General features: G+C 71.1%; 12 protein-coding genes. 8 read left to right on the top strand and 4 right to left on the bottom strand.

Going from position 1 to position 20,788, the window contains the following annotated elements:
• Positions 1–26 precede the first annotated feature (26 nt).
• Positions 27–950: an LLM class flavin-dependent oxidoreductase gene (locus tag E8D34_RS13365; RefSeq protein WP_206056712.1), complete on the bottom strand. Its 924-nt coding sequence runs from the start codon at positions 948–950 to the stop codon at positions 27–29.
• Between the two features lie 78 nt (positions 951–1,028).
• Between E8D34_RS13365 and E8D34_RS13360 the strand changes: the two genes are divergently transcribed.
• Positions 1,029–1,814, top strand: coding sequence for an SDR family NAD(P)-dependent oxidoreductase (locus E8D34_RS13360; protein ID WP_136595136.1), 786 nt, complete (start codon positions 1,029–1,031; stop codon positions 1,812–1,814).
• Positions 1,815–1,906: 92 nt separating this feature from the next.
• The gene (locus E8D34_RS13355) at positions 1,907–2,653 is read left to right on the top strand and encodes an SDR family oxidoreductase (protein ID WP_136595135.1); all 747 of its coding nucleotides are present in this window, start codon (positions 1,907–1,909) and stop codon (positions 2,651–2,653) included.
• An 83-nt stretch (positions 2,654–2,736) separates the two neighbouring features.
• On the opposite strand, the gene E8D34_RS13350 is transcribed toward E8D34_RS13355, so the two are convergent.
• Positions 2,737–3,240, bottom strand: a complete 504-nt coding sequence (locus E8D34_RS13350; RefSeq protein ID WP_136595134.1) for a nuclear transport factor 2 family protein — start codon at positions 3,238–3,240, stop codon at positions 2,737–2,739.
• A 180-nt stretch (positions 3,241–3,420) separates the two neighbouring features.
• Here E8D34_RS13350 and E8D34_RS13345 point away from each other — a divergent pair, with 180 nt between their 5' ends.
• The 5 genes from E8D34_RS13345 to E8D34_RS13325 are packed head-to-tail and all read left to right on the top strand — an operon-like array spanning position 3,421 to position 8,885.
• On the top strand, positions 3,421–4,929 hold the full coding sequence (locus tag E8D34_RS13345; protein ID WP_136595133.1) for a CoA-acylating methylmalonate-semialdehyde dehydrogenase: 1,509 nt from the start codon (positions 3,421–3,423) through the stop codon (positions 4,927–4,929).
• Between the two features lie 17 nt (positions 4,930–4,946).
• Entirely contained in the window at positions 4,947–6,095 is a 1,149-nt protein-coding gene (locus tag E8D34_RS13340) for an acyl-CoA dehydrogenase family protein (RefSeq protein WP_136595132.1), read from the top strand.
• Positions 6,092–7,231 carry an enoyl-CoA hydratase/isomerase family protein gene (locus E8D34_RS13335; protein WP_136595131.1) on the top strand — a complete coding sequence of 380 codons (1,140 nt, stop codon included), beginning with the start codon at positions 6,092–6,094 and terminating at the stop codon, positions 7,229–7,231. The genes E8D34_RS13340 and E8D34_RS13335 overlap by 4 nt, the downstream gene beginning before the upstream one ends.
• The gene (gene mmsB, locus E8D34_RS13330; RefSeq protein WP_136595130.1) at positions 7,231–8,112 is read left to right on the top strand and encodes a 3-hydroxyisobutyrate dehydrogenase; all 882 of its coding nucleotides are present in this window, start codon (positions 7,231–7,233) and stop codon (positions 8,110–8,112) included. Before E8D34_RS13335 ends, mmsB begins: the two co-directional genes overlap by 1 nt.
• Positions 8,109–8,885, top strand: a complete 777-nt coding sequence (locus E8D34_RS13325; RefSeq protein ID WP_136595129.1) for an enoyl-CoA hydratase — start codon at positions 8,109–8,111, stop codon at positions 8,883–8,885. The genes mmsB and E8D34_RS13325 overlap by 4 nt, the downstream gene beginning before the upstream one ends.
• A gap of 144 nt (positions 8,886–9,029) precedes the next feature.
• Here the strand turns inward: E8D34_RS13325 and E8D34_RS13320 are convergent, their stop codons facing one another.
• Both E8D34_RS13320 and E8D34_RS13315 read right to left on the bottom strand, forming a co-directional pair.
• Complete coding sequence (locus tag E8D34_RS13320; RefSeq protein WP_136595128.1) at positions 9,030–9,644, bottom strand: hypothetical protein; 615 nt, start codon at positions 9,642–9,644, stop codon at positions 9,030–9,032.
• A gap of 112 nt (positions 9,645–9,756) precedes the next feature.
• Entirely contained in the window at positions 9,757–10,287 is a 531-nt protein-coding gene (locus E8D34_RS13315; protein ID WP_136595127.1) for a MarR family transcriptional regulator, read from the bottom strand.
• 330 nt (positions 10,288–10,617) lie between these two features.
• Here E8D34_RS13315 and E8D34_RS13310 point away from each other — a divergent pair, with 330 nt between their 5' ends.
• On the top strand, positions 10,618–20,691 hold the full coding sequence (locus E8D34_RS13310; RefSeq protein ID WP_136595126.1) for a CshA/CshB family fibrillar adhesin-related protein: 10,074 nt from the start codon (positions 10,618–10,620) through the stop codon (positions 20,689–20,691).
• The last annotated feature ends 97 nt before the right edge of the window (positions 20,692–20,788 follow it).

The following is a 20,788-nucleotide window of genomic DNA, read 5'->3' as shown; positions in this document are numbered from 1 at the left end:
GGAGTCAGCGAGGAGTCAGCGAGGAGTCAGCGAGGAGTCAGCGGAGCGTCGGCGAGCGCCGCCGACAGCACCTCCAGCTGTCGCGGGTCGTCGCTGGTCGGGATCAGCTGCACCTCGTCCGCCCCCAGGTCGGCGAAGTCCTGGAGGGTCGCGCGCAGTTGCTCGACCGTCCCGGCGAACCCCGCGGTCGGGGCCAGCGCGTCGACGAACGCGGCCGGGATCCAGTTCATGTAGTGGCGCAGGTGCCGGTGGATCTGCGCCCGCGGGTCCGGCGAGGTCTCGGCGAGCGCGAACCAGAACGAGGTGGTCAACCGCGGCGCCGGTCGCCCCGCCTCGGCCCAGGCCTTCCGGGCGACGTCGAAGAGCTCCGCGGTCGCGGCGAGGTCGAGGTCGAGGCTCATCCCGGCCAGCCCGTCGGCCCACTCCGCGGCAGCGGCCAGCGTCCGCGGGCCGTGGGTGCCGACCAGCAGCGGCGGCCCGCCGGGTCGGTACGGCGGTGGGCCGACCGGCAGGGTCGAGCCGGTGACGTTCTCGCCGGACCAGACCCGCCGCATCGTGCTGGCCCGTTCGGCCAGGTCGGCGATCCGCCGGGTCGACCAGTCGGCGCCGACGGCGGCGTAGTCCTCCTCCCGCCCGCCGACGCCGAGCCCGACGGTGAGCCGGCCCGCGCAGAGCCGGTCCGCGGTGGCCAGGGCCTTCGCCAGCGCCACCGGGTCGTGCAGCTGCGGGACGATCACGGTCGTGGTGATCGGGACCCGCGACGTCCACGCCGCGACCGCACCGAGCAGCGTCAGCGCGTCGGGGTTGTCGAAGGCGATCCGCTCCCCGAACGCCAGCGAGGAGAAGGGCCCGGAGTCGATCGCGGCCGCCCAGGTCCGCAGGGTCTCGGGCCCGATGTCGGGCTCCATCACCGGCAGGGTCAGCCCGACATCCATCCGCTCCGCGATCACCCCGCCACCCTGGCAGGTCGCGCCGGGGGAGGAGAACAGGTTCTACCGATCGGCCGACCGCTGTTAGCCTCCCCGGGCATGACCGACGAGACGCCGTACCCCCTTCCGTACGCCGACCACGACCTGGCCGGCCAGGTCGCTCTCGTGACCGGCGCCTCCTCGGGTCTCGGCGACCGGTTCGCGCGGGTCCTCGCCGCCGCCGGCGCGAAGGTGGCCGTCTGCGCCCGCCGGGTCGAGCGGCTCGACGCCTTGGTCGCGGAGATCGCCGCCGCGGGCGGCACCGCGGTCGCCGTACCGCTCGACGTCACCGACGCCGACGCGATCACCGCCGCCGTGGACGCGGCCGAGGAGGCTCTCGGCCGGGTCACCATCCTGGTCAACAACGCCGGAATGCCGGACGCGCGGCTGGCGCACAAGATGAGCGTGGAGTTCGTCGACACGGTGATCGCCACCAACCTGCGTGGTCCGTGGCTGATGGCGACCGAGGTCGCCAAGCGGCTGATCGCGGCCCGCGAGCCGGGGCGGATCGTCAACATCTCCTCGATGGCCGGCTTCGCCACCATCGGCCCCGGTTCGGCGCTGTACGTGACCACGAAGGGCGCGGTGAACCGGATGACCGAGGCGCTCGCGGTGGAGTGGGCGCGGAACCGGATCAACGTCAACGCCATCGCGCCCGGCTCGTTCCGCTCCGAGATGATGGACGGGATGCTGGAGCGGATGGGCGACTTCACCCCGGCGCTGCCGCGCCAGCGGCTCGGCGACCCGGCCCAGCTCGACAGCACGCTGCTCTACCTGGTCTCGCCGGCCTCGGAGTTCGTCACCGGCACCGTGGTGAAGGTCGACGACGGCCAGATGCCCCGCTGACCGGGAGGACGCGCGCTCCCCGTCGCCTCCTCGCGGCATCGTGACGCGGGTCGGCGGAAGGTCTCCGCCGACCCGCGGGACGGAGGGCTCGGATGGGACGGCTGCAGGACCGGGTGGCGGTGGTGACCGGCGGGGCCGCCGGGATCGGCCGCGCGATCGTGGAGACGTTCGCCGACGAGGGGGCCCGCGTGGTCCTCGTCGACCGGGAGCTCGACGGGGCGGCGGGCCTGCTGGAGGCGTACGGCGACCGGGTGGCCGCCGTACGCGGCGACGTCGCCGAGCGGGCGACCGCCGAGGCGGCCGTCGCGGAGGCCGTGGCGCGGTTCGGCTCGCTGTCGGTGCTCGTCACTTGCGCGCAGGGCTCGGTGCAGAAGCCGTTCCTCGAGCAGTCCGTGGACGACCTGGAGGTCTCGCTGCGGTCGGGGCTGCACCAGACCTGGCACTTCCTCCAGGTGGCCCACCCGCACCTGAGGGTGGCCGGCGGCTCGGTGATCACCTTCGCCTCGGGCGCCGGACTCGACGGGATGCCCACCCAGTCCTCCTATGCCGCGGCCAAGGAGGCGATCCGGGGCCTGAGCCGGACCGTCGCCAACGAGTGGGCGCGCGACGGCATCCGGGTCAACACGATCTGCCCGATCGCCGCCACCGAGGGGGTCCAGCGGTGGGCCGCGGCGTTCCCCGACGACTACGCGCGCTCGGCCGCCAAGGTGCCGATGGGTCGCTGGGGCGACCCGCGCGCCGACGTGGCTCCGATCGTGCTCTTCCTGGCCAGCGACGACAGCCGCTACATGACCGGGCAGACGCTGATGGCCGACGGGGGATCGATCAAGCTGCGGTGAGGGGCGCCGCCGGGGTGGGTCGTGTGCCTGACACCTACCCATAGGGGGTTCTCAGGCACACGACCCACCCCGGGTGGGTGCGCCTACGCGCCGGTGACCCCACGGCCCAGCAGCGCCCGCGACTCCGCGCGCCCGTCCAGCGCCCGGGTGGTCCGGTGCTCGATGCGCCAGCCCTCCGGCGTACGGACCAGCTGGAAGAGGTTCACCCCGGCGCGGACCACCAGGTAGCGCTCCTGGTGGTGGACGACGAGCAGCGAGTGGCAGACCGCCCGGGCGCTGTCCCCGGTCACGGTGACGTGCGCGGGGCCGAGGAAGTGGGCGGCGCCGCGGCCGATCAGGCCCTGGTGCGCGTCGCTGGTGACCATCGCGCGCACCTCGTCGGCCGAGCCCATGTAGAGCTCGTCGACGTCGTAGACGCCGTCGGTGGTCCACAGCTCGGCCACCTCGTCGGGCAGCCCGGCGTCGACCAGCGGACCGTAGGACGCGACGAGCTTCTCGATCGCCCGCTCGTCCTCGACCTGCGCAAGTCGCGCCTCCAGCCGCTCCAGCCGCTCCAGCCGCTCGAACAGTCCCGCCTCGTCGCTCATGCGGCCGATTGAACCGGCCGGATGGCTAGCGTGCCCGGGGCCTCCCGGTGAGCGGTTCCGAGGAGAACCCCGATCGGCGGGCTGATGCCCTTCCGTGGTCTGGGTCACCGTGCCTATAGTGGGCGCAGTTAGTTGGACTTCCAACTAGTTATTCGGGCGTCAAACGAAGGGTCACTCACCATGGTCAACCGGATCGGTCACTTCATCGGCGGCGAGCGCGTCGCCGGCACCTCGGGCCGCACGGCCGACGTGTTCGACCCGAACACGGGCACCGTGCAGGCGCAGGTCGACCTGGCCAGCGCCGAGGAGGTCGCGCACGCGATCGAGGTCGCCGCCGCCGCGCAGGTCGAGTGGGCCGCCACCAACCCGCAGCGCCGCGCGCGGGTGCTGGCCAAGTTCATCGCGCTGGTCAACGACGAGATGGAGGACCTGGCCCGGCTGCTCAGTGCCGAGCACGGCAAGACCGTCCCGGACGCCAAGGGCGACATCCAGCGCGGCCTCGAGGTGATCGAGTTCGCCACCGGTGCTCCGCACCTGCTCAAGGGTGAGTACAGCACCGCCGCCGGCACCGGGATCGACGTCTACTCGATGCGCCAGCCGCTCGGCGTCGTCGCCGGCATCACCCCGTTCAACTTCCCGGCGATGATCCCGCTGTGGAAGGCCGGCCCGGCCCTCGCCGCCGGCAACGCGATGATCCTCAAGCCCTCCGAGCGCGACCCCTCCGTGCCGATGCGCCTGGCCGAGCTCTTCATCGAGGCCGGCCTGCCGGCCGGTGTGCTCAACGTCGTGAACGGCGACAAGGAGGCCGTCGACGCGCTGCTGCACCACGAGGAGATCAAGGCCGTCGGCTTCGTCGGCTCCACCCCGATCGCGGAGTACATCTACTCCACCGCGACCGCGAACGGGAAGCGCGCCCAGTGCTTCGGCGGCGCCAAGAACCACATGATCGTGATGCCCGACGCCGACCTCGACAAGGCCGCCGACGACCTGGTCGGCGCCGGCTTCGGCTCCGCCGGCGAGCGCTGCATGGCGATCTCCGTCGCCGTCCCGGTCGGCCAGGAGACCGCCGACGCACTGGTCGAGAAGCTCCGCACCCGGATCGACAAGCTCACCGTCGGTCACTGCCACGACGCCGACTCCGACTACGGGCCGCTGGTCACCGCGGAGGCCAAGGAGCGCGTGCTCACCTACATCGGGATCGGCGAGCAGGAGGGCGCCGACCTCGTCGTCGACGGCCGCGACCTGGTCGTGGACGGCTACGAGGAGGGCTGGTTCGTCGGCCCCACCCTCTTCGACAACGTCACCACGGACATGCGGATCTACCAGGAGGAGATCTTCGGGCCGGTGCTGTCGATCGCCCGGGTCGACGACTACGAGGAGGCGCTGCGGCTCGCGAACGAGCACGAGTACGGCAACGGCGTCGCCATCTTCACCCGCAGCGGCGCCACCGCCCGCGACTTCGCCGCCCGGGTCAACGTCGGCATGGTCGGCGTCAACGTGCCGATCCCGGTGCCGATCGCGTACCACACCTTCGGCGGCTGGAAGCGCTCCGGGTTCGGCGACCTCAACCAGCACGGACCGGACTCGTTCCGCTTCTACACCAAGACCAAGACGGTCACCCAGACCTGGCCGGCCGGCGAGGCGGGCGAGTCCGCGGGCTCCAGCTTCGTCATCCCGACGATGGACTGAGCGGGGCTGACGGAGCCGTGACGCTCACGCAGGAGAGTGAGGAGACCCGCGCGGTCGTGCACGCGGTGCGCAAGTTCGCCGAGAGCGAGCTCGCCCCGAACGCGATCGCCTGGGACCGGGAGAAGCACTTCCCGGTGGACGTGCTGCGCCGGGCCGGCGAGCTCGGCCTGGGCGGCATCTGGGTCGCCGAGGACGTGGGCGGCTCGGGGCTGACCCGCCTCGACGGCGTACGGATCTTCGAGGAGCTGGCCAAGGGCGACCCGTCGATCGCGGCCTACATCTCCATCCACAACATGGTCACCTCGATGATCGACCGCTACGGCAGCCCGGAGCAGCGGGAGCGATGGGTCCCCGCCCTGGCCTCCATGGAGCACCTGGCCAGCTACTGCCTGACCGAGCCCGACGCGGGCTCGGACGCGGCGGCGATCCGCACCAGCGCGCGCAAGGTCGAGGGCGGCTACGTCCTCGACGGCGTCAAGCAGTTCATCTCCGGGGCCGGCAGCACCGACGTCTACCTGGTGATGGCCCGTACGTCGGACGACGGCGCCCGCGGCGTCAGCTCGTTCATCGTCCCGCGCGACGCCGAGGGCCTCTCGTTCGGCGCCAACGAGGACAAGATGGGCTGGAACGCCCAGCCGACCCGGCAGGTGATCCTCGAGGGCGTCCACGTCCCCGACGACCAGCGCCTCGGCGAGGAGGGTCGCGGCTTCGCGATCGCGATGGGCGGCCTGGACGGCGGCCGGATCAACATCGCCGCCTGCTCGCTGGGCGGCGCGCAGTTCGCGCTGACCACGGTGCTCGCGCACCTGCGCACCCGCACCGCGTTCGGCTCACCGCTGATCGAGCAGTCGACCCTGCAGTTCCGGCTGGCCGACATGGAGACCAACCTGCACGCCGCCCGCTACCTGCTGCACAACGCAGCCGCGGCGCTGGATGCCGACACCCCCGACGCGACCAAGCTCTGCGCGATGGCCAAGCGGTTCGTCACCGACTCCTGTTTCGAGGTCGCCAACGACGCGCTGCAGCTGCACGGCGGCTACGGCTACCTTCGGGAGTACGGCATGGAGAAGGTGGTCCGCGACCTGCGCGTCCACCAGATCCTCGAGGGCACGAACGAGATCATGCGGCTCGTGGTGGGTCGCGCACTGGTACGGGAGGTGGCATGACGGCCGAGGCCGTGAACGGGGGCGGAGCCGAGACGACGCAGCCGCCCGTCCTGGTACGACGAGCCGGCCACGCCGGCTACCTGGAGCTCAACCGGCCGAAGGCGATCAACGCCCTCACCCTGGAGATGGTCGACATCATCTCCGCCGCGCTCGAGGAGTGGGTGACCGACGACGAGGTGAAGGTCGTGGTGCTCACCGGCGCCGGCGAGCGCGGCCTGTGCGCCGGCGGCGACATCGTCGCCCTGTGGCACGACGCCAAGGCCGGCGGCACCGACGCCGCCGAGTTCTGGGCGGCGGAGTACCGGCTCAACGACGCCATCAAGCACTACCCGAAGCCGTACGTCGCGGTGATGGACGGGATCGTGCTCGGCGGTGGCATCGGGCTCTCGGCCCACGGTGCGTTCCGGATCGTCACCGAGCGCTCCTCGATCGGGATGCCCGAGACCGGCATCGGCTTCCTCCCCGACGTGGGCGGCACCTGGCTGCTCTCCCGCGCGCCCGGCGAGACGGGCACCCATCTGGCGCTCACCGCCGGCTCGGTGCGGGCCGGCGACGCGATCGCGATCGGGATGGCCGACCACTACATGGAGAGCGCGCAGATCCCGGCGCTGCTCGACCTGCTCGCCACCAAGGACGTCGAGCACGCGATCGGCGCCCTCGCCGAGGGCGAGCCGCCGTCGTCGGACCTGCTCGCCGCGCGGTCGTGGATCGACGAGGCGTACGCCGGCGACGACGTGGCCGCGATCCTCGACCGGCTCCGGGCCCGGCCCGAGCCCGAGGCGCAGAAGGCCGCCGACCGGATCGCCGGCAAGTCGCCGACCTCGCTGGCGATCACGCTGCGCGCGCTCCGCGAGGCCACGTCGTACGCCGACCTGGCCGACGCCCTCGAGGTGGAGTACCGCCTCGCGCTGCGCTGCCACGGCCACCATGACTTCGTCGAGGGGATCCGGGCGCAGGTGGTCGACAAGGACCGCGACCCGCGGTGGAGCCCGGCCTCGATCGCCGAGGTGACCACCGCGGAGGTGGACGCCTTCTTCGCACCGCTCGGCGCCGACGAGCCCGCCGAGCTCGGCCTCCCCGGCACGCCCCCACCCACGTCGACGACGACCACCACCCCCGGCAAGGAGCAGCACTGATGAAGATCGGATTCCTCGGGCTCGGCCACATGGGCGGCCCGATGGCGGCCAACCTGGTCAAGGCCGGCCACACCGTCCGCGGCTACGACCCGGTGCCCGCCTCCCAGGAGACCGCCCGCGCCGCCGGGATCGACGTGGTCGACTCCGCGGCCGCCGCGGCCACCGACGTCGACGCCGTCGTCTCCTCCCTGCCCAACGGCGCGATCGTCCTGGCGGCGTACGACGAGGCGCTGCCGGCGGCGGCCCCGGGCACGCTCTTCGTCGACTCCTCCACGATCGCCGTCGACGACGCCCACGAGGCCGCGCTGCGGGCGACGAAGGCGGGCCACCGGTTCGTCGACGCGCCCGTCTCCGGCGGCGTCGTCGGCGCCGAGGCGGGCACGCTGACCTTCATGGTCGGCGCGTCCGAGGCGGACCTGGAGGCCGTGCGGCCGGTGCTGGAGCCGATGGCCGGCCGGGTCGTGCACTGCGGTGAGGTGACCGCCGGCCAGGTCGCCAAGCTGTGCAACAACCTCATCCTCGCGGTCTCGATGGCCGGGGTCAGCGAGGCGCTGGTCGTCGGCGAGCGGCTCGGGCTGAGCCACCAGGCGTTCTACGACGTCGTCTCCACCTCGTCGGGCAGCTGCTGGGCGCTGAACACCAACTGCCCGGTGCCGGGGCCGGTGCCGACCAGCCCCGCCAACCGGGACTACCAGCCGGGGTTCGCCACGGCGCTGATGAACAAGGACCTCGGGCTGGCGATGGCGGCGGTGGAGAAGACCGGCACGGACGCCCCCGTCGGCACCCTGGTCGCGGATCTGTACCGTGCCTTCGGCGAGGCCGGCGGCTCCGGCCTCGACTTCTCGGCCATCATCCAGCAGATCCGTGGGGAGAGCGCGTGAGCGACTACGAGAACATCATCGTCGAGCGGGACGGCCGGGTCGGCCTGATCACACTCAACCGTCCCAAGGCGCTCAACGCGCTCAACGCGGCGCTGATGCGCGAGGTGGTCGCGGCCGCCGAGGAGTTCGACCGCGACACGGGGATCGGCGCGATCCTGCTGACCGGCTCCGAGCGTGCCTTCGCCGCCGGCGCGGACATCAAGGAGATGGGCGCGCAGTCCTACCAGGACATGTACCTGGCCGACTGGTTCGGCCTGTGGGACCGCTTCGCCGCCGTGCGGACGCCGGTCGTCGCCGCGGTCTCCGGCTACGCGCTCGGCGGCGGCTGCGAGCTGGCGATGATGTGCGACATCCTGCTCGCGGCCGACACCGCGAAGTTCGGCCAGCCCGAGATCACCCTGGGCACCATCCCCGGCATCGGCGGCTCCCAGCGCCTGACCCGGGCCGTCGGCAAGGCCAAGGCGATGGACCTGCTGCTCACCGGCCGCCAGATGGACGCCGAGGAGGCCGAGCGCGCCGGTCTGGTCGCCCGGATCGTGCCGTCGGGTGAGCTGATGACGGTGGCCCGCGAGGTCGCCGACAAGGTCGCCGGCCTCTCCCTCCCCGCCGTGTACGCCGCCAAGGAGGCCGTCACGGTCGCCATGGAGTCGACGCTGGCCGAGGGCGTCCGGTTCGAGCGCCGCACGTTCTACGCGACGTTCGCGTTCGACGACCGGAGCGAGGGGATGAGCGCGTTCTCCGAGAAGCGGAAGCCGGACTGGTCGCACCGCTGAGTCGCGGTGGTTGAGGTGCGAGCGAAGCGAGCCTCGGAACCACCACGCCGCGGGCCGCGGTAGCGCCTTGGTTTCGAGGCTCCTCGCCAGAGCTCGTCGCACCTCAACCAGCGGCGGCGCGTCAGAACGGCTCGGATCGGCGCGTCAGCCGCCCTGCGGCAGGCGCATCGGGGCGGTGCGGTCCCACGCCAGGTCGGCGCCGCCGGGCCGCTCCAGCAGCGCCCAGCTGCGGAAGGTCTCGGTGCCGTCGAAGCCGCCCAGGCAGCGCGCGGGGACGACCTGCTTGACGATGTCCCGGTCGCGGTCGATCCGCTGTGTGGCGGCCCGGCAGCGGTGGTCGGTCGGGTCGCCGATCTCCTCGCTCGCGGACACCACGTAGACCTTGCGGTGGTGTGACGGCAGGGACAGCACCGTCAGCCGCGAGCGCGGCGGGCCGATCATGGTGCCGAGCGCCTGGTCGTACCGCGCGCCGTGCAGCACCCGGTCGATCCGGTAGGTGATCCTCAACAGCTTCGGCCGTCCGTCGTCGTCGAGGCGCAGCGCGTAGCGGATGCGGCTGAGGTCGACCGACCGGAGCACCCGCTCGGGGGCGTTGCCGCTGCTCGTGTCCGGACGCACGTCGCCGACCGGGTCGCTCGCCGTGGTGGACAGGGCCACCGGCTGGTGCGGGGTTCCGGCGTGCGTCGGTGCGGCGGCGAGTGCACCGGCGCCGAGCGCGAGGAGCAGCGAGAGGGCAGTACGGCGGGCGCGGTGCGGCATGCGTGACTCCATCGTCAGGGCCCCGACGCCGGGGCAGAGAACCGAACGAGCGGACCGGGCGCCAGGTCACGCGTCGTGCCCGACTGGCCCGGGCAGTCGGCGCCGACTCGGCTCAGAAGGGCTCGGGCGGCGCCTGCGGCTCGCGGAAGTCACCGTGCCGCTGCCGGAACCCGGCCAGCAGCCGCGACAGCGTCTGCAGCTCGTCGGCGCCGAAGTCGACCGCCTCGAAGACCTGCTCGTTGAGGGCGTCCGTGGCCGACGCGACGAGCGACCGGCCGGCGTCGGTGATCTCGACCAGGAACGACCGCCCGTCCCGCGGGTTCGGCGTACGCCGTACCAGCCCGTCGGCCTCGAGCCGGTCGACGGTGTTGGTGACGCTGGTCGGGTGCACCTGGAGCAGGTCGCGGGCGCGGCTCATCGGCATCCGCCCGCTGTGTGTGAAGCCGAGCAGGCGCAGCATCTCGAACCGGGCGAAGGAGAGGCCGAAGGGCTTGAGCGCGGCGTCGATCCGGGCCAGCAGGATCTGGTTGACCCGGAAGACCGAGGTGACCACGGCCATCCCGTCGGCCGCGCCGTCCCAGCCGTGGTCGCGCCAGTTCTGCCGCGCCTGGGCGATCGGGTCGGCGGGCAGCGGCTGTGACATCCGACTGATGGTAATGAGTCCGCCGGCCGGATCGTCGAACGACCTCCCGAATGGTGCGATCCTTCCGGCGCGACGCGGTGGTTCCGGTCGGTCGGATCACCAGCGCGAATGTTGATTGATCGCACAGATCACACGCGCCACTCGGCGCTCATCGATCACTTTTGACTCTCGCGCACGTGGCGTGGATCACATACGTTGTCGGGCATGGGAGTGTTCCTCGGGGGAAACTCGTCCGCAATTCACCGCCCACGCGGGTCGCGCCGACTGCGATCGTGGGGGCGGACGCTGCTTCGCGGCCTTCTCGCGTTCGCGCTGGTCGCGGGCGCTTTCGTGGCGATCTCGGGAGCACTCGTCGCGACCGCCCCCGAGGCCGAGGCCCGGTACGCCGACGGCGGGGACGGCCTCTACCCCGGCTACATCGACTGGTTCGAGTGGGGCGACGACGGCGAGACCATCGCCAGCGGCACGACGGTCACCAACCGGCGCACCATCGGCCTGAACGTCCTCGAGACCACCTGCACGCTCTCCAACGCCATCGGTCCGATCCGGGCCTACCGCCCCGGCGACTACCGGGGCGACGCCCTGGACAACCTGTACAACATCGGCGGCATCGACGACGCCAACCAGCTGGTCAACGGCATCGCCAACGTCGACAACGGCGGCACCGTCGACTTCGACTTCGACTGCTCGGTGACCCTCCAGGGGGACGAGGTCGACGTCGCCGGCCTGGTGGTCGCCGACGCGGAGAGCAACAACGAGCGGCAGGACGAGTACATCGAGGCCACGCCGAACGGGCCGGCCACCTTCCGCGTCATCGACCGCACCCGCAACTGCCCGACCGCCACGGTCGCGACCAACAACGGGTCGACCCTGCGACTGGAGTCCAACGACACCCAGTGCTCGGAGTACCCGGGGGTCGACGGCGGCTTCGGACCGATCGCGGTCGGGTTCATGGAGGGCGCGACCGGCGCTCACATCCAGATGAGGGGCGGCGGCTTCAGCGCCGTCGCGATCGGCGTGGTCTTCGAGTCCGACTTCGGCGACGCGCCGCTGCGCTACGGCCCCGCGGGCGCCCTGCTGCAGTCGAACTGGACCGGCGGGGTGGTGCCCGCCGGCGCGAACCGGCTCGACGTCTCCTCCGACTCCTTCGTGATGGGCGTCCCCGGTGACTACGTGCCCCGCCTCGGCGCGACGGTCGACTCCGACGCCGCGTATCTGGCCAGCGCCGATGCCTCGCTGGACGACACCACCGGCAACGCCGTCACCGACGAGGACGGCATCGCGCCGCCGGGGACGGTCGTCACCGACTACGGCGAGACCTACTCGCTCGACGTCGCCTGTACCGGCCCGGGCTTCGTCTCGGGCTGGGTCGACTGGAACGCCAACGGCACGTTCGACGACGGCGAGCGGCAGGGGCCGGTGGAGTGCACCGGCTCCTCGGTCAACCTCAGCTGGACCGTGCCCGACGACGCGGTGCAGTCGCTGGACGACTCGACCTTCCTCCGGTTGCGGATCGCCGACACGGCCGCGGGCGCCGAGACCCCGAACGGCATCACCGACCGCGGCGAGGTCGAGGACTACCCCCTGTTCGTGGACCTGCCCGACCCCGGGCTGACGATCACGAAGTCCGCGGTCCCCTCGGACGAGGTGCTGCCGGGGCAGACCGTCGACTACACGATCACCGTCGAGAACACCGGCGAGGTCGACTACACCGCCGACAACCTCGCGGAGTTCACCGACAACCTCTCCGACGTGCTCGACGACGCGTCGTACAACAACGACGAGGCCGCCGACACGGGCACCGTCGACTTCGCCAACCCGGTGCTGTCGTGGAGCGGTGAGCTCCCCGTCGGGGAGACCGCCACGATCACCTACTCGGTGACCGTCAACGACCCGATCAGCGGCGACGGGATCCTCAGCAACACGGTCGTCGGGCCACCGGAGTCCAACTGCGCGGACGACTCCACCGACCCCGCGTGCACGGTCGTCCTGCCCGTGAAGCAGCTCGACATCGTCAAGACCGTCGATCCCTCGGACGAGGCGTCCCCCGGCGACACGGTCACCTACACGGTCACGGTCACGAACACCGGTCAGGCGGACTACACGGCCGGCAACCCGGCGATCGTCACCGACGACCTCTCCGACGTGCTCGATGACGCGACGTACAACAACGACGCGGACTCCGGCGGCGTCGGCGACGTCAGCTTCAGCACCCCGAACCTGACCTGGTCGGGCCCGCTCGCGGCCGGCGACTCGGTCACGATCACCTACTCGGTCACGGTCAACGACGCGGTCTCCGGCGACGGCCTGCTGGTGAACTCCGTCGTCGGCCCGCCGGAGTCGAACTGCGACACCGGCACCGAGGAGGACTGCACCACCGAGGTGCCGATCCGCGCCCTGGAGATCGTGAAGTCCTCCGACGGCGCCGAGGACGTGGCGCCCGGCGACACGGTGACCTACACGATCACGGTCACGAACTCCGGGCAGGTGCCGTACGTCGACCCCGACCTCGCCACGTTCACCGACGACCTGAGCGACATCCTCGACGACGCCACGTTCGGTGACGTCAGCGCCGACATCGGCGACGCCGTCTTCAGCGACCCGAACATCACCTGGTCGGGCGAGCTCGCCCCCGGTGAGACGGCGACGATCACCTACACGGTGACCGTGAACGATCCGATCTCCGGGGACGGCGAGCTGTTCAACGTCGTCGTCGGCCCGCCGGAGTCGAACTGCACCGACCCGGGCGAGACCGAGGACCCCGACTGCATCGAGCCGAACCCGATCCGGTCGCTGGAGATCACCAAGTCCGCCGACCCCACCGACCAGGTGCAGCCGGGCGACACCGTGACCTACACCGTCACGGTCACCAACGACGGCCAGGTGCCGTACGTCGCCCCGGACCTCGCGACGTTCGACGACGACCTGACCGCGGTGCTGGACGACGCGACGTACAACGGGGACGCGAGCGCGGACATCGGTGATGTCTCGTTCAGCAGCCCGACCCTGTCGTGGGAGGGCGAGCTGGCGCCGGGTGAGACGGCGACGATCACCTACTCGGTGACGGTCAACGACCCGCTGTCGGGGGACGGGCTGCTGGACAACGCGGTCACCGGCCCGCCGGAGTCCAACTGCGACGACGGCACCGAACCGGGCTGCACCACCGAGGTGCCGGTCGCGTCGCTCGAGATCGAGAAGACCTCCGACGCCACCGGAACCGTCGTTCCCGGTGACACCGTCTCGTACACGATCACCGTCACCAACAACGGCCAGGTGCCGTACGTCGCCCCCGACCTCGCGACGTTCGACGACGACCTGACCGCGGTGCTGGACGACGCGACGTACAACGGTGACGCGAGCGCGGACATCGGTGACGTCTCGTTCAGCAGCCCGACGCTGTCGTGGGAGGGCGAGCTGGCGCCGGGTGAGACGGCGACGATCACCTACTCGGTGACGGTCAACGACCCGCTCAGCGGGGACGGGACCATGACCAACGCGGTGGTCGGGCCGCCGGAGTCGAACTGCGACGAGACCGACCCCGGCGACGAGTGCGAGGTCGTGGTGCCGATCGCCGCGCTGGAGATCGAGAAGACCGCCGACCCGTCCGGCGAGGTGCTCCCCGGGGGGATCGTCACCTACACGGTGACCGTCACCAACACCGGGCAGGGGGTCTACAACGGCGCGACGCTCAGCGACGACCTGACCGACGTGCTGGACGACGCGACGTACAACAACGACGCGTCCGCCGACATCGGTGACGTCTCGTTCAGCAGCCCCACCCTGTCGTGGGAGGGCGACCTCGCGCCCGGCGAGACCGCGACGATCACCTACTCGGTGACCGTCAACAACCCGCTCAGCGGGGACGGACTGCTGATCAACGCCGTGACCGGCCCCGACGGCTCGAACTGCGAGGACGGATCGACCGACGAGTCCTGCACCACCGAGGTCCCGGTCAAGGCGCTGGAGATCGTCAAGACGTCCGACCCGTCCGACGAGGTGCTGCCCGGTGGGACGGTGACCTACACGGTCACGGTGACCAACACCGGTCAGGTGGACTACGTCGACCCGGACCTCGCGACGTTCGCCGACGACCTGACCGCGGTGCTGGACGACGCGACCTACAACGGCGACGCCAGCGCGGACGTCGGCGACGTGTCGTTCGCCAGCCCGACGCTGTCGTGGGAGGGCGAGCTGGCGGCCGGCGAGACCGCGACGATCACCTACTCGGTGACGGTCAACGACCCGCCCAGCGGTGACGGCATCCTCACGAACGCGGTCGTGGGACCGCTCGAGTCGAACTGTGACGACGGCACCGAGCCCGACTGCACCACCGAGGTGCCGGTGCGGGCGCTGGAGATCGTCAAGACCGCCGCCCCGAGCGACGAGGTGCTGCCCGGCGACACGGTGACCTACACGGTGACGGTGACCAACGCCGGTCAGGTGGACTACGTCGACCCGGACCTCGCGACGTTCGACGACGACCTGACGGCGGTGCTGGACGACGCGACCTACAACGGCGACGCGTCGGCCGACATCGGCGACGTCTCGTTCAGCAGCCCGACGCTGTCGTGGCAGGGCGAGCTCGCCGCCGGCGAGACCGCGACGATCACCTACTCGGTGACCGTGAACGACCCGCCGACCGGCGACGGCCTGCTGACCAACGCGGTCGTCGGCCCGCCGGAGTCCAACTGCGACGACGGCACCGAGGAGGACTGCACCACCGAGGTGCCGGTCCGGAAGCTCGAGATCGTCAAGTCCGCCGACGGCGACGGGGTCGCCGAGCCGGGGGAGACGATCACCTACACGATCACGGTGACCAACACCGGCGAGGTTCCGTACGTCGACCCGGACCTCGCCACGTTCGACGACGACCTGACCGAGGTGCTGGACGACGCGACGTACAACGGGGACGCGAGCGCGGACATCGGGGATGTCTCGTTCAGTGACCCGACGCTGTCGTGGGCGGGGGAGCTGGCGCCGGGCGAGACGGCGACGATCACCTACTCGGTGACGGTCAACGATCCGCTCAGCGGTGACGGCGACCTGTTCAACGTCGTCGTCGGTCCGCCGGAGTCGAACTGCGACGACGCCACCACGACCGACCCCGACTGCGTCGAGCCGAACCCGATCCGGGCGCTCGAGATCACCAAGCAGGCGGCCCCCGGCGACGAGGTGCTGCCCGGTGACACCGTGACCTACACGGTCACGGTGACCAACACCGGCCAGGTGCCGTACGTCGACCCCGACCTCGCGACGTTCGACGACGACCTGACCGCGGTGCTGGACGACGCGACGTACAACGGCGACGCGTCGGCCGACATCGGGGACGTCTCGTTCAGTGACCCGACGCTGTCGTGGCAGGGCGAGCTGGCGCCGGGTGAGACGGCGACGATCACCTACTCGGTGACCGTGAACGACCCGATCAGCGGGGACGGCCTGCTGACCAACGCGGTCGTCGGTCCCCCCGAGTCCAACTGTGACGACGGCACCGAACCGGGCTGCACGACCGAGGTGCCGGTCAAGGAGCTGGAGATCCTCAAGACCGTCGACCCGGCCGACGAGGTGCAGCCGGGCGACACGGTGACCTACACGGTGACGGTGACCAACACCGGCGAGGCGGCGTACGTCGACCCGGACCTCGCGACGTTCACCGACGACCTCTCGGCGGTGCTGGACGACGCGACGTACAACGGCGACGCGAGCGCGGACATCGGGGACGTCTCGTTCAGTGACCCGACGCTGTCGTGGGAGGGCGAGCTGGCGCCGGGCGAGACGGCGACGATCACCTACTCGGTGACGGTCAACGATCCCGCGTCCGGGGACGGGCTGCTCGACAACGCCGTGGTCGGGCCGCCGGAGTCCAACTGCGACACCGGTACCGAGGACGGATGCACCACCGAGGTGCCGGTGCGGGCGCTGGAGATCGTCAAGTCGGTCGCCCCCGACGGCGAGGTGCAGCCGGGCGACACGGTGACCTACACGGTCACGGTCACCAACAGCGGCGCGGTGGACTACGTCGACCCCGATCTCGCGACGTTCACCGACGACCTGACGGCGGTGCTGGACGACGCGACCTACAACGGCGACGCCAGCGCGGACATCGGCGATGTCTCGTTCAGCGACCCGACGCTGTCGTGGCAGGGCGAGCTGGCGGCCGGTGAGACGGCGACGATCACCTACTCGGTGACGGTCAACGACCCCGTCTCCGGTGACGGCCTGCTGACCAACGCTGTGGTGGGTCCGCCCGAGTCGAACTGTGACGACGGCACCGAGCCCGACTGCACCACCGAGGTGCCGGTGCGGGCGCTGGAGATCCTCAAGACGGCCGCCCCGAGCGGGGAGGTGCTGCCCGGCGGCACGGTGACCTACACGGTGACCGTGACCAACACCGGCTCGGTGGACTACGTCGACCCGGACCTCGCGACGTTCACCGACGACCTGAGCGCGGTGCTGGACGACGCGACCTACAACGGCGACGCCAGCGCGGACATCGGCGACGTCTCGTTCGCCAGCCCGACGCTGTCGTGGCAGGGCGAGCTCGCCGCCGGTGAGACGGCGACGATCACCTACTCGGTGACGGTCAGCGACCCGATCAGCGGTGACGGTCTGCTGGACAACGCCGTCGTCGGTCCGCCGGAGTCGAACTGCGACGACGGCACCGAGGACGGCTGCACCACCGAGGTCCCGGTCAAGCAGGTCGAGATCGAGAAGACCTCCGACTCCGACACCGCGGTGCCCGGTCAGACGGTGACCTACACGATCACCATCACGAACACCGGCCAGGCGCCGTACGTCGCCCCGGACCTCGCGACGTTCGACGACGACCTGTCGGCGGTGCTGGACGACGCGACGTACAACGGGGACGCGAGCGCGGACATCGGCGATGTCTCGTTCAGCGACCCGACGCTGTCGTGGCAGGGGGAGCTCGCGCCGGGGGAGACGGCGACGATCACCTACTCGGTCACGGTGAACAACCCCCTCAGCGGGGACGGGACGATGACCAACGCGGTGGTCGGACCGCCGGAGTCGAACTGCGACGAGACCGACGCCGGTCCCGAGTGCGAGGTCGTGGTCCCGATCGCCGCGCTGGAGATCGCGAAGACCGCGGCCCCGTCGGGCGAGGTACTGCCCGGCGACACGGTGACCTACACGGTGACGGTGACCAACACCGGTCAGGCGACCTACCCGGTCGCGTCGTTCACCGACGACCTGACCGACGTCCTCGACGACGCGACGTACAACGACGACGCGTCTGCCGACATCGGCTCGGTCGCCTTCGTGAGCCCGACGCTGGCCTGGGCGGGCACGCTGGATCCCGGGGAGACGGCGACCATCACCTACTCGGTGACGGTCAACGACCCGATCAGCGGGGACGGTCTGCTGGTGAACGCGGTCACCGGCCCCGACGGGTCCAACTGCGAGGACGGAACGACGGATCCGTCGTGCACGACGACCGTGCCGGTCAAGCAGCTGGAGATCCTCAAGACCGTCGCCCCGGCCGACGAGGTGCTGCCCGGCGGGACGGTGACCTACACGGTGACGGTGACCAACACCGGTCAGGCGGCGTACGTCGACCCGGACCTCGCGACGTTCGACGACGACCTGACGGCGGTGCTGGACGACGCGACCTACAACGGGGACGCGAGCGCGGACATCGGGGACGTGTCGTTCAGCAGCCCGACGCTGTCGTGGCAGGGCGAGCTGGCGCCGGGCGAGACGGCGACGATCACCTACTCGGTGACGGTGAACGACCCGATCAGCGGTGACGGCCTGCTGGACAACGCGGTCGTCGGGCCGCCGGAGTCGAACTGTGACGACGGCACCGAGGACGGCTGCACCACCGAGGTGCCGGTCAAGCAGCTGGAGATCCTCAAGACCGTCGCCCCGGCCGACGAGGTGCTGCCCGGCGGGACGGTGACCTACACGGTGACGGTGACCAACACCGGTCAGGCGGCGTACGTCGACCCGGACCTCGCGACGTTCACGGACGACCTGACCGCGGTGCTGGACGACGCGACCTACAACGGCGACGCGTCGGCCGACATCGGGGACGTCTCGTTCAGCGACCCGACCCTGTCGTGGCAGGGCGAGCTGGCGCCGGGCGAGACGGCGACGATCACCTACTCGGTGACCGTCAGCGACCCGATCAGCGGTGACGGCCTGCTGGACAACGCCGTCGTCGGGCCGCCGGAGTCGAACTGTGACGACGGCACCGAGGACGGCTGCACCACCGAGGTGCCGGTCAAGCAGCTGGAGATCCTCAAGACCGTCGACCCGAGCGACGAGGTGCTGCCCGGCGGGACGGTGACCTACACGGTGACGGTGACCAACACCGGTCAGGCGGCGTACGTCGACCCGGATCTCGCCACGTTCGACGACGACCTGACGGCGGTGCTGGACGACGCCACGTACAACGGGGACGCGAGCGCGGACATCGGGGACGTCTCGTTCAGCGACCCGACCCTGTCGTGGCAGGGGGAGCTCGCGCCGGGCGAGAGCGCGACGATCACCTACTCGGTCACGGTGAACGAGCCGCTGAGCGGTGACGGCTTCCTGGACAACGCGGTCGTCGGGCCGCCGGAGTCGAACTGCGACACCGGCACCGAGGACGGCTGCACCACCGAGGTCCCGGTCCGGGCGATGCAGATCACCAAGACCGCCGACCCGAGTGACGAGGTGCTGCCGGGTGGGACGGTGACCTACACCGTCACGCTGGAGAACACCGGTCAGGTGCCGCTCGCCGGCACGTCCGTCGTCGACAACCTCAGCGAGGTGCTGGACGACGCCACCTACAACGACGACGCGGAGGCGTCCTCGGGGCTCGTCGCCTACCTGGACCCGAGCCTCACCTGGTTCGGCACCATTCCCGTGGGCGGGACCGTCACGATCACCTACTCGGTGACCGTCAACGACCCGTTGACCGGCGACGGCTTCCTCGACAACGCGGTCGTCGGGCCGCCGGAGTCCAACTGCGACGACGGCACCGAGGAGGACTGCACCACCGAGGTGCCGGTCAAGGCGCTCGAGCTGGAGAAGACCTCCTCGGTCCTCGGCCAGGCGCAGCCCGGCGACACGGTCACCTACACGATCACGGTGACCAACATCGGGCAGGTCGCCTACGAGGATCCCGACCTGGCGACCTTCACCGACGACCTCACCGAGGTCCTGGACGACGCGGCGTACAACGGAGACGCGAGCGCGGACATCGGCTCGGTCGACTACGCCGCACCGGTGCTCTCCTGGGAGGGCCCGCTGGAGCCGGGCGAGACGGCGACGATCACCTACACGGTGACGGTCAACGACCCGCCGAGCGGAGACGGCGACCTCTACAACGCGGTCGTCGGGCCGCCCGAGTCGAACTGCACCGACCCCGGCTCGATCGACCCCGACTGCACCGAGGAGCTGTTCGTTCGGTCGCTCGAGATCGTCAAGACCGCCGACCCCGACGGGCCGGTCTACCCGGGCGACGTGGTGACCTACACGGTGACGGTGACCAACGACGGCGGCGTCGACTACACCGAGCTGGTCCCCGCGGAGTTCACCGACGACCTCACCGACGTGCTCGACGACGCCACCTACAACAACGACGCGACCGCGACCGTCGGCGGCGTGACGTACGCCGAGCCGGAGCTGACGTGGTCCGCGCCGCTCGCGGCAGGGGAGACCGCGACGATCACCTACTCGGTGACGGTCGACGACCCGCCGGGCGGCGACGAGGTGCTGCGCAACGCGGTCACCGGCGTGCCCGGGTCGAACTGCTTCGTCCCGACGCCGCGCGGTGACAGTGGGGCCCGGGTCCAGCCCCTCGTGGCGCCGGTCAGGCCCGAGGGCTGCCAGGTGATCACCCCGATCCGGATGTTCGAGGTGTCGAAGACGGTCGACAAGACCGAGGCGGACCCGGGCGACGTCGTGAACTACACGGTGACCGTCACGAACACGGGCACCGCGCCCTACACCGAGGACGACCCCGCGTCGTTCACCGACGACCTCTCCGACGTGCTCGACGACGCCACGTACAACCGCGACGGGTCGGCCACCGCGGGTGACGTCACCTTCAAGCGTCCGACCCTCAGCTGGAGCGGGCCGCTGGACGTCGGCGAGACCGTGACCGTGACCTACTCGGTCACCGTCGACGATCCCGTCACCGGCGACGGGACCCTGGGCAACGTCGTCGCCCCCGACGGCGGGATCGGCGGCACCTGCGAGAGCGAGGCTGACTGCGAGACCGCCACCACGATCACGCCCCCGCCGCCGGGCGTGGGGGGCACGAACCAGGAGCGCCCGCCGGGCGTGGTCCTGCCGGGCACCGGCGCCGACTTCGGTCCGTGGCTGCTGCCGCTCGGTGCGCTGCTGGTGCTCACCGGTGCCGCCGCCGTCGCGTTCAGCCGCCGCCGGCGGGGGTGAGGTGGCGACGGCGACGTGGAGGCCCGGAGGCAGAAGACCTCCGCTACCTGCACCGATCCATTGATTCAGGTCCCGTGACAATCTGAAATAAATGGAT

It is taken from the genome of Nocardioides sp. GY 10113 (assembly GCF_004919105.1).
In the GTDB taxonomy this organism is placed as follows: domain Bacteria; phylum Actinomycetota; class Actinomycetes; order Propionibacteriales; family Nocardioidaceae; genus Nocardioides.
Note: the sequence above shows the minus strand (reverse complement) of the source record. Positions and strands in the feature narration are given on the sequence as shown.

Excerpts from the sequence above, each read along its gene's own strand:
- E8D34_RS13320 (WP_136595128.1), bottom strand. The coding sequence starts at position 9,644 with ATGCCGCACCGCGCCCGCCGTACTGCCCTCTCGCTGCTCCTCGCGCTC.
- mmsB (WP_136595130.1), top strand. The coding sequence starts at position 7,231 with ATGAAGATCGGATTCCTCGGGCTCGGCCACATGGGCGGCCCGATGGCG.
- E8D34_RS13335 (WP_136595131.1), top strand. The coding sequence starts at position 6,092 with ATGACGGCCGAGGCCGTGAACGGGGGCGGAGCCGAGACGACGCAGCCG.
- E8D34_RS13315 (WP_136595127.1), bottom strand. The coding sequence starts at position 10,287 with ATGTCACAGCCGCTGCCCGCCGACCCGATCGCCCAGGCGCGGCAGAAC.
- E8D34_RS13360 (WP_136595136.1), top strand. The coding sequence starts at position 1,029 with ATGACCGACGAGACGCCGTACCCCCTTCCGTACGCCGACCACGACCTG.
- E8D34_RS13350 (WP_136595134.1), bottom strand. The coding sequence starts at position 3,240 with ATGAGCGACGAGGCGGGACTGTTCGAGCGGCTGGAGCGGCTGGAGCGG.
- E8D34_RS13345 (WP_136595133.1), top strand. The coding sequence starts at position 3,421 with ATGGTCAACCGGATCGGTCACTTCATCGGCGGCGAGCGCGTCGCCGGC.
- E8D34_RS13355 (WP_136595135.1), top strand. The coding sequence starts at position 1,907 with ATGGGACGGCTGCAGGACCGGGTGGCGGTGGTGACCGGCGGGGCCGCC.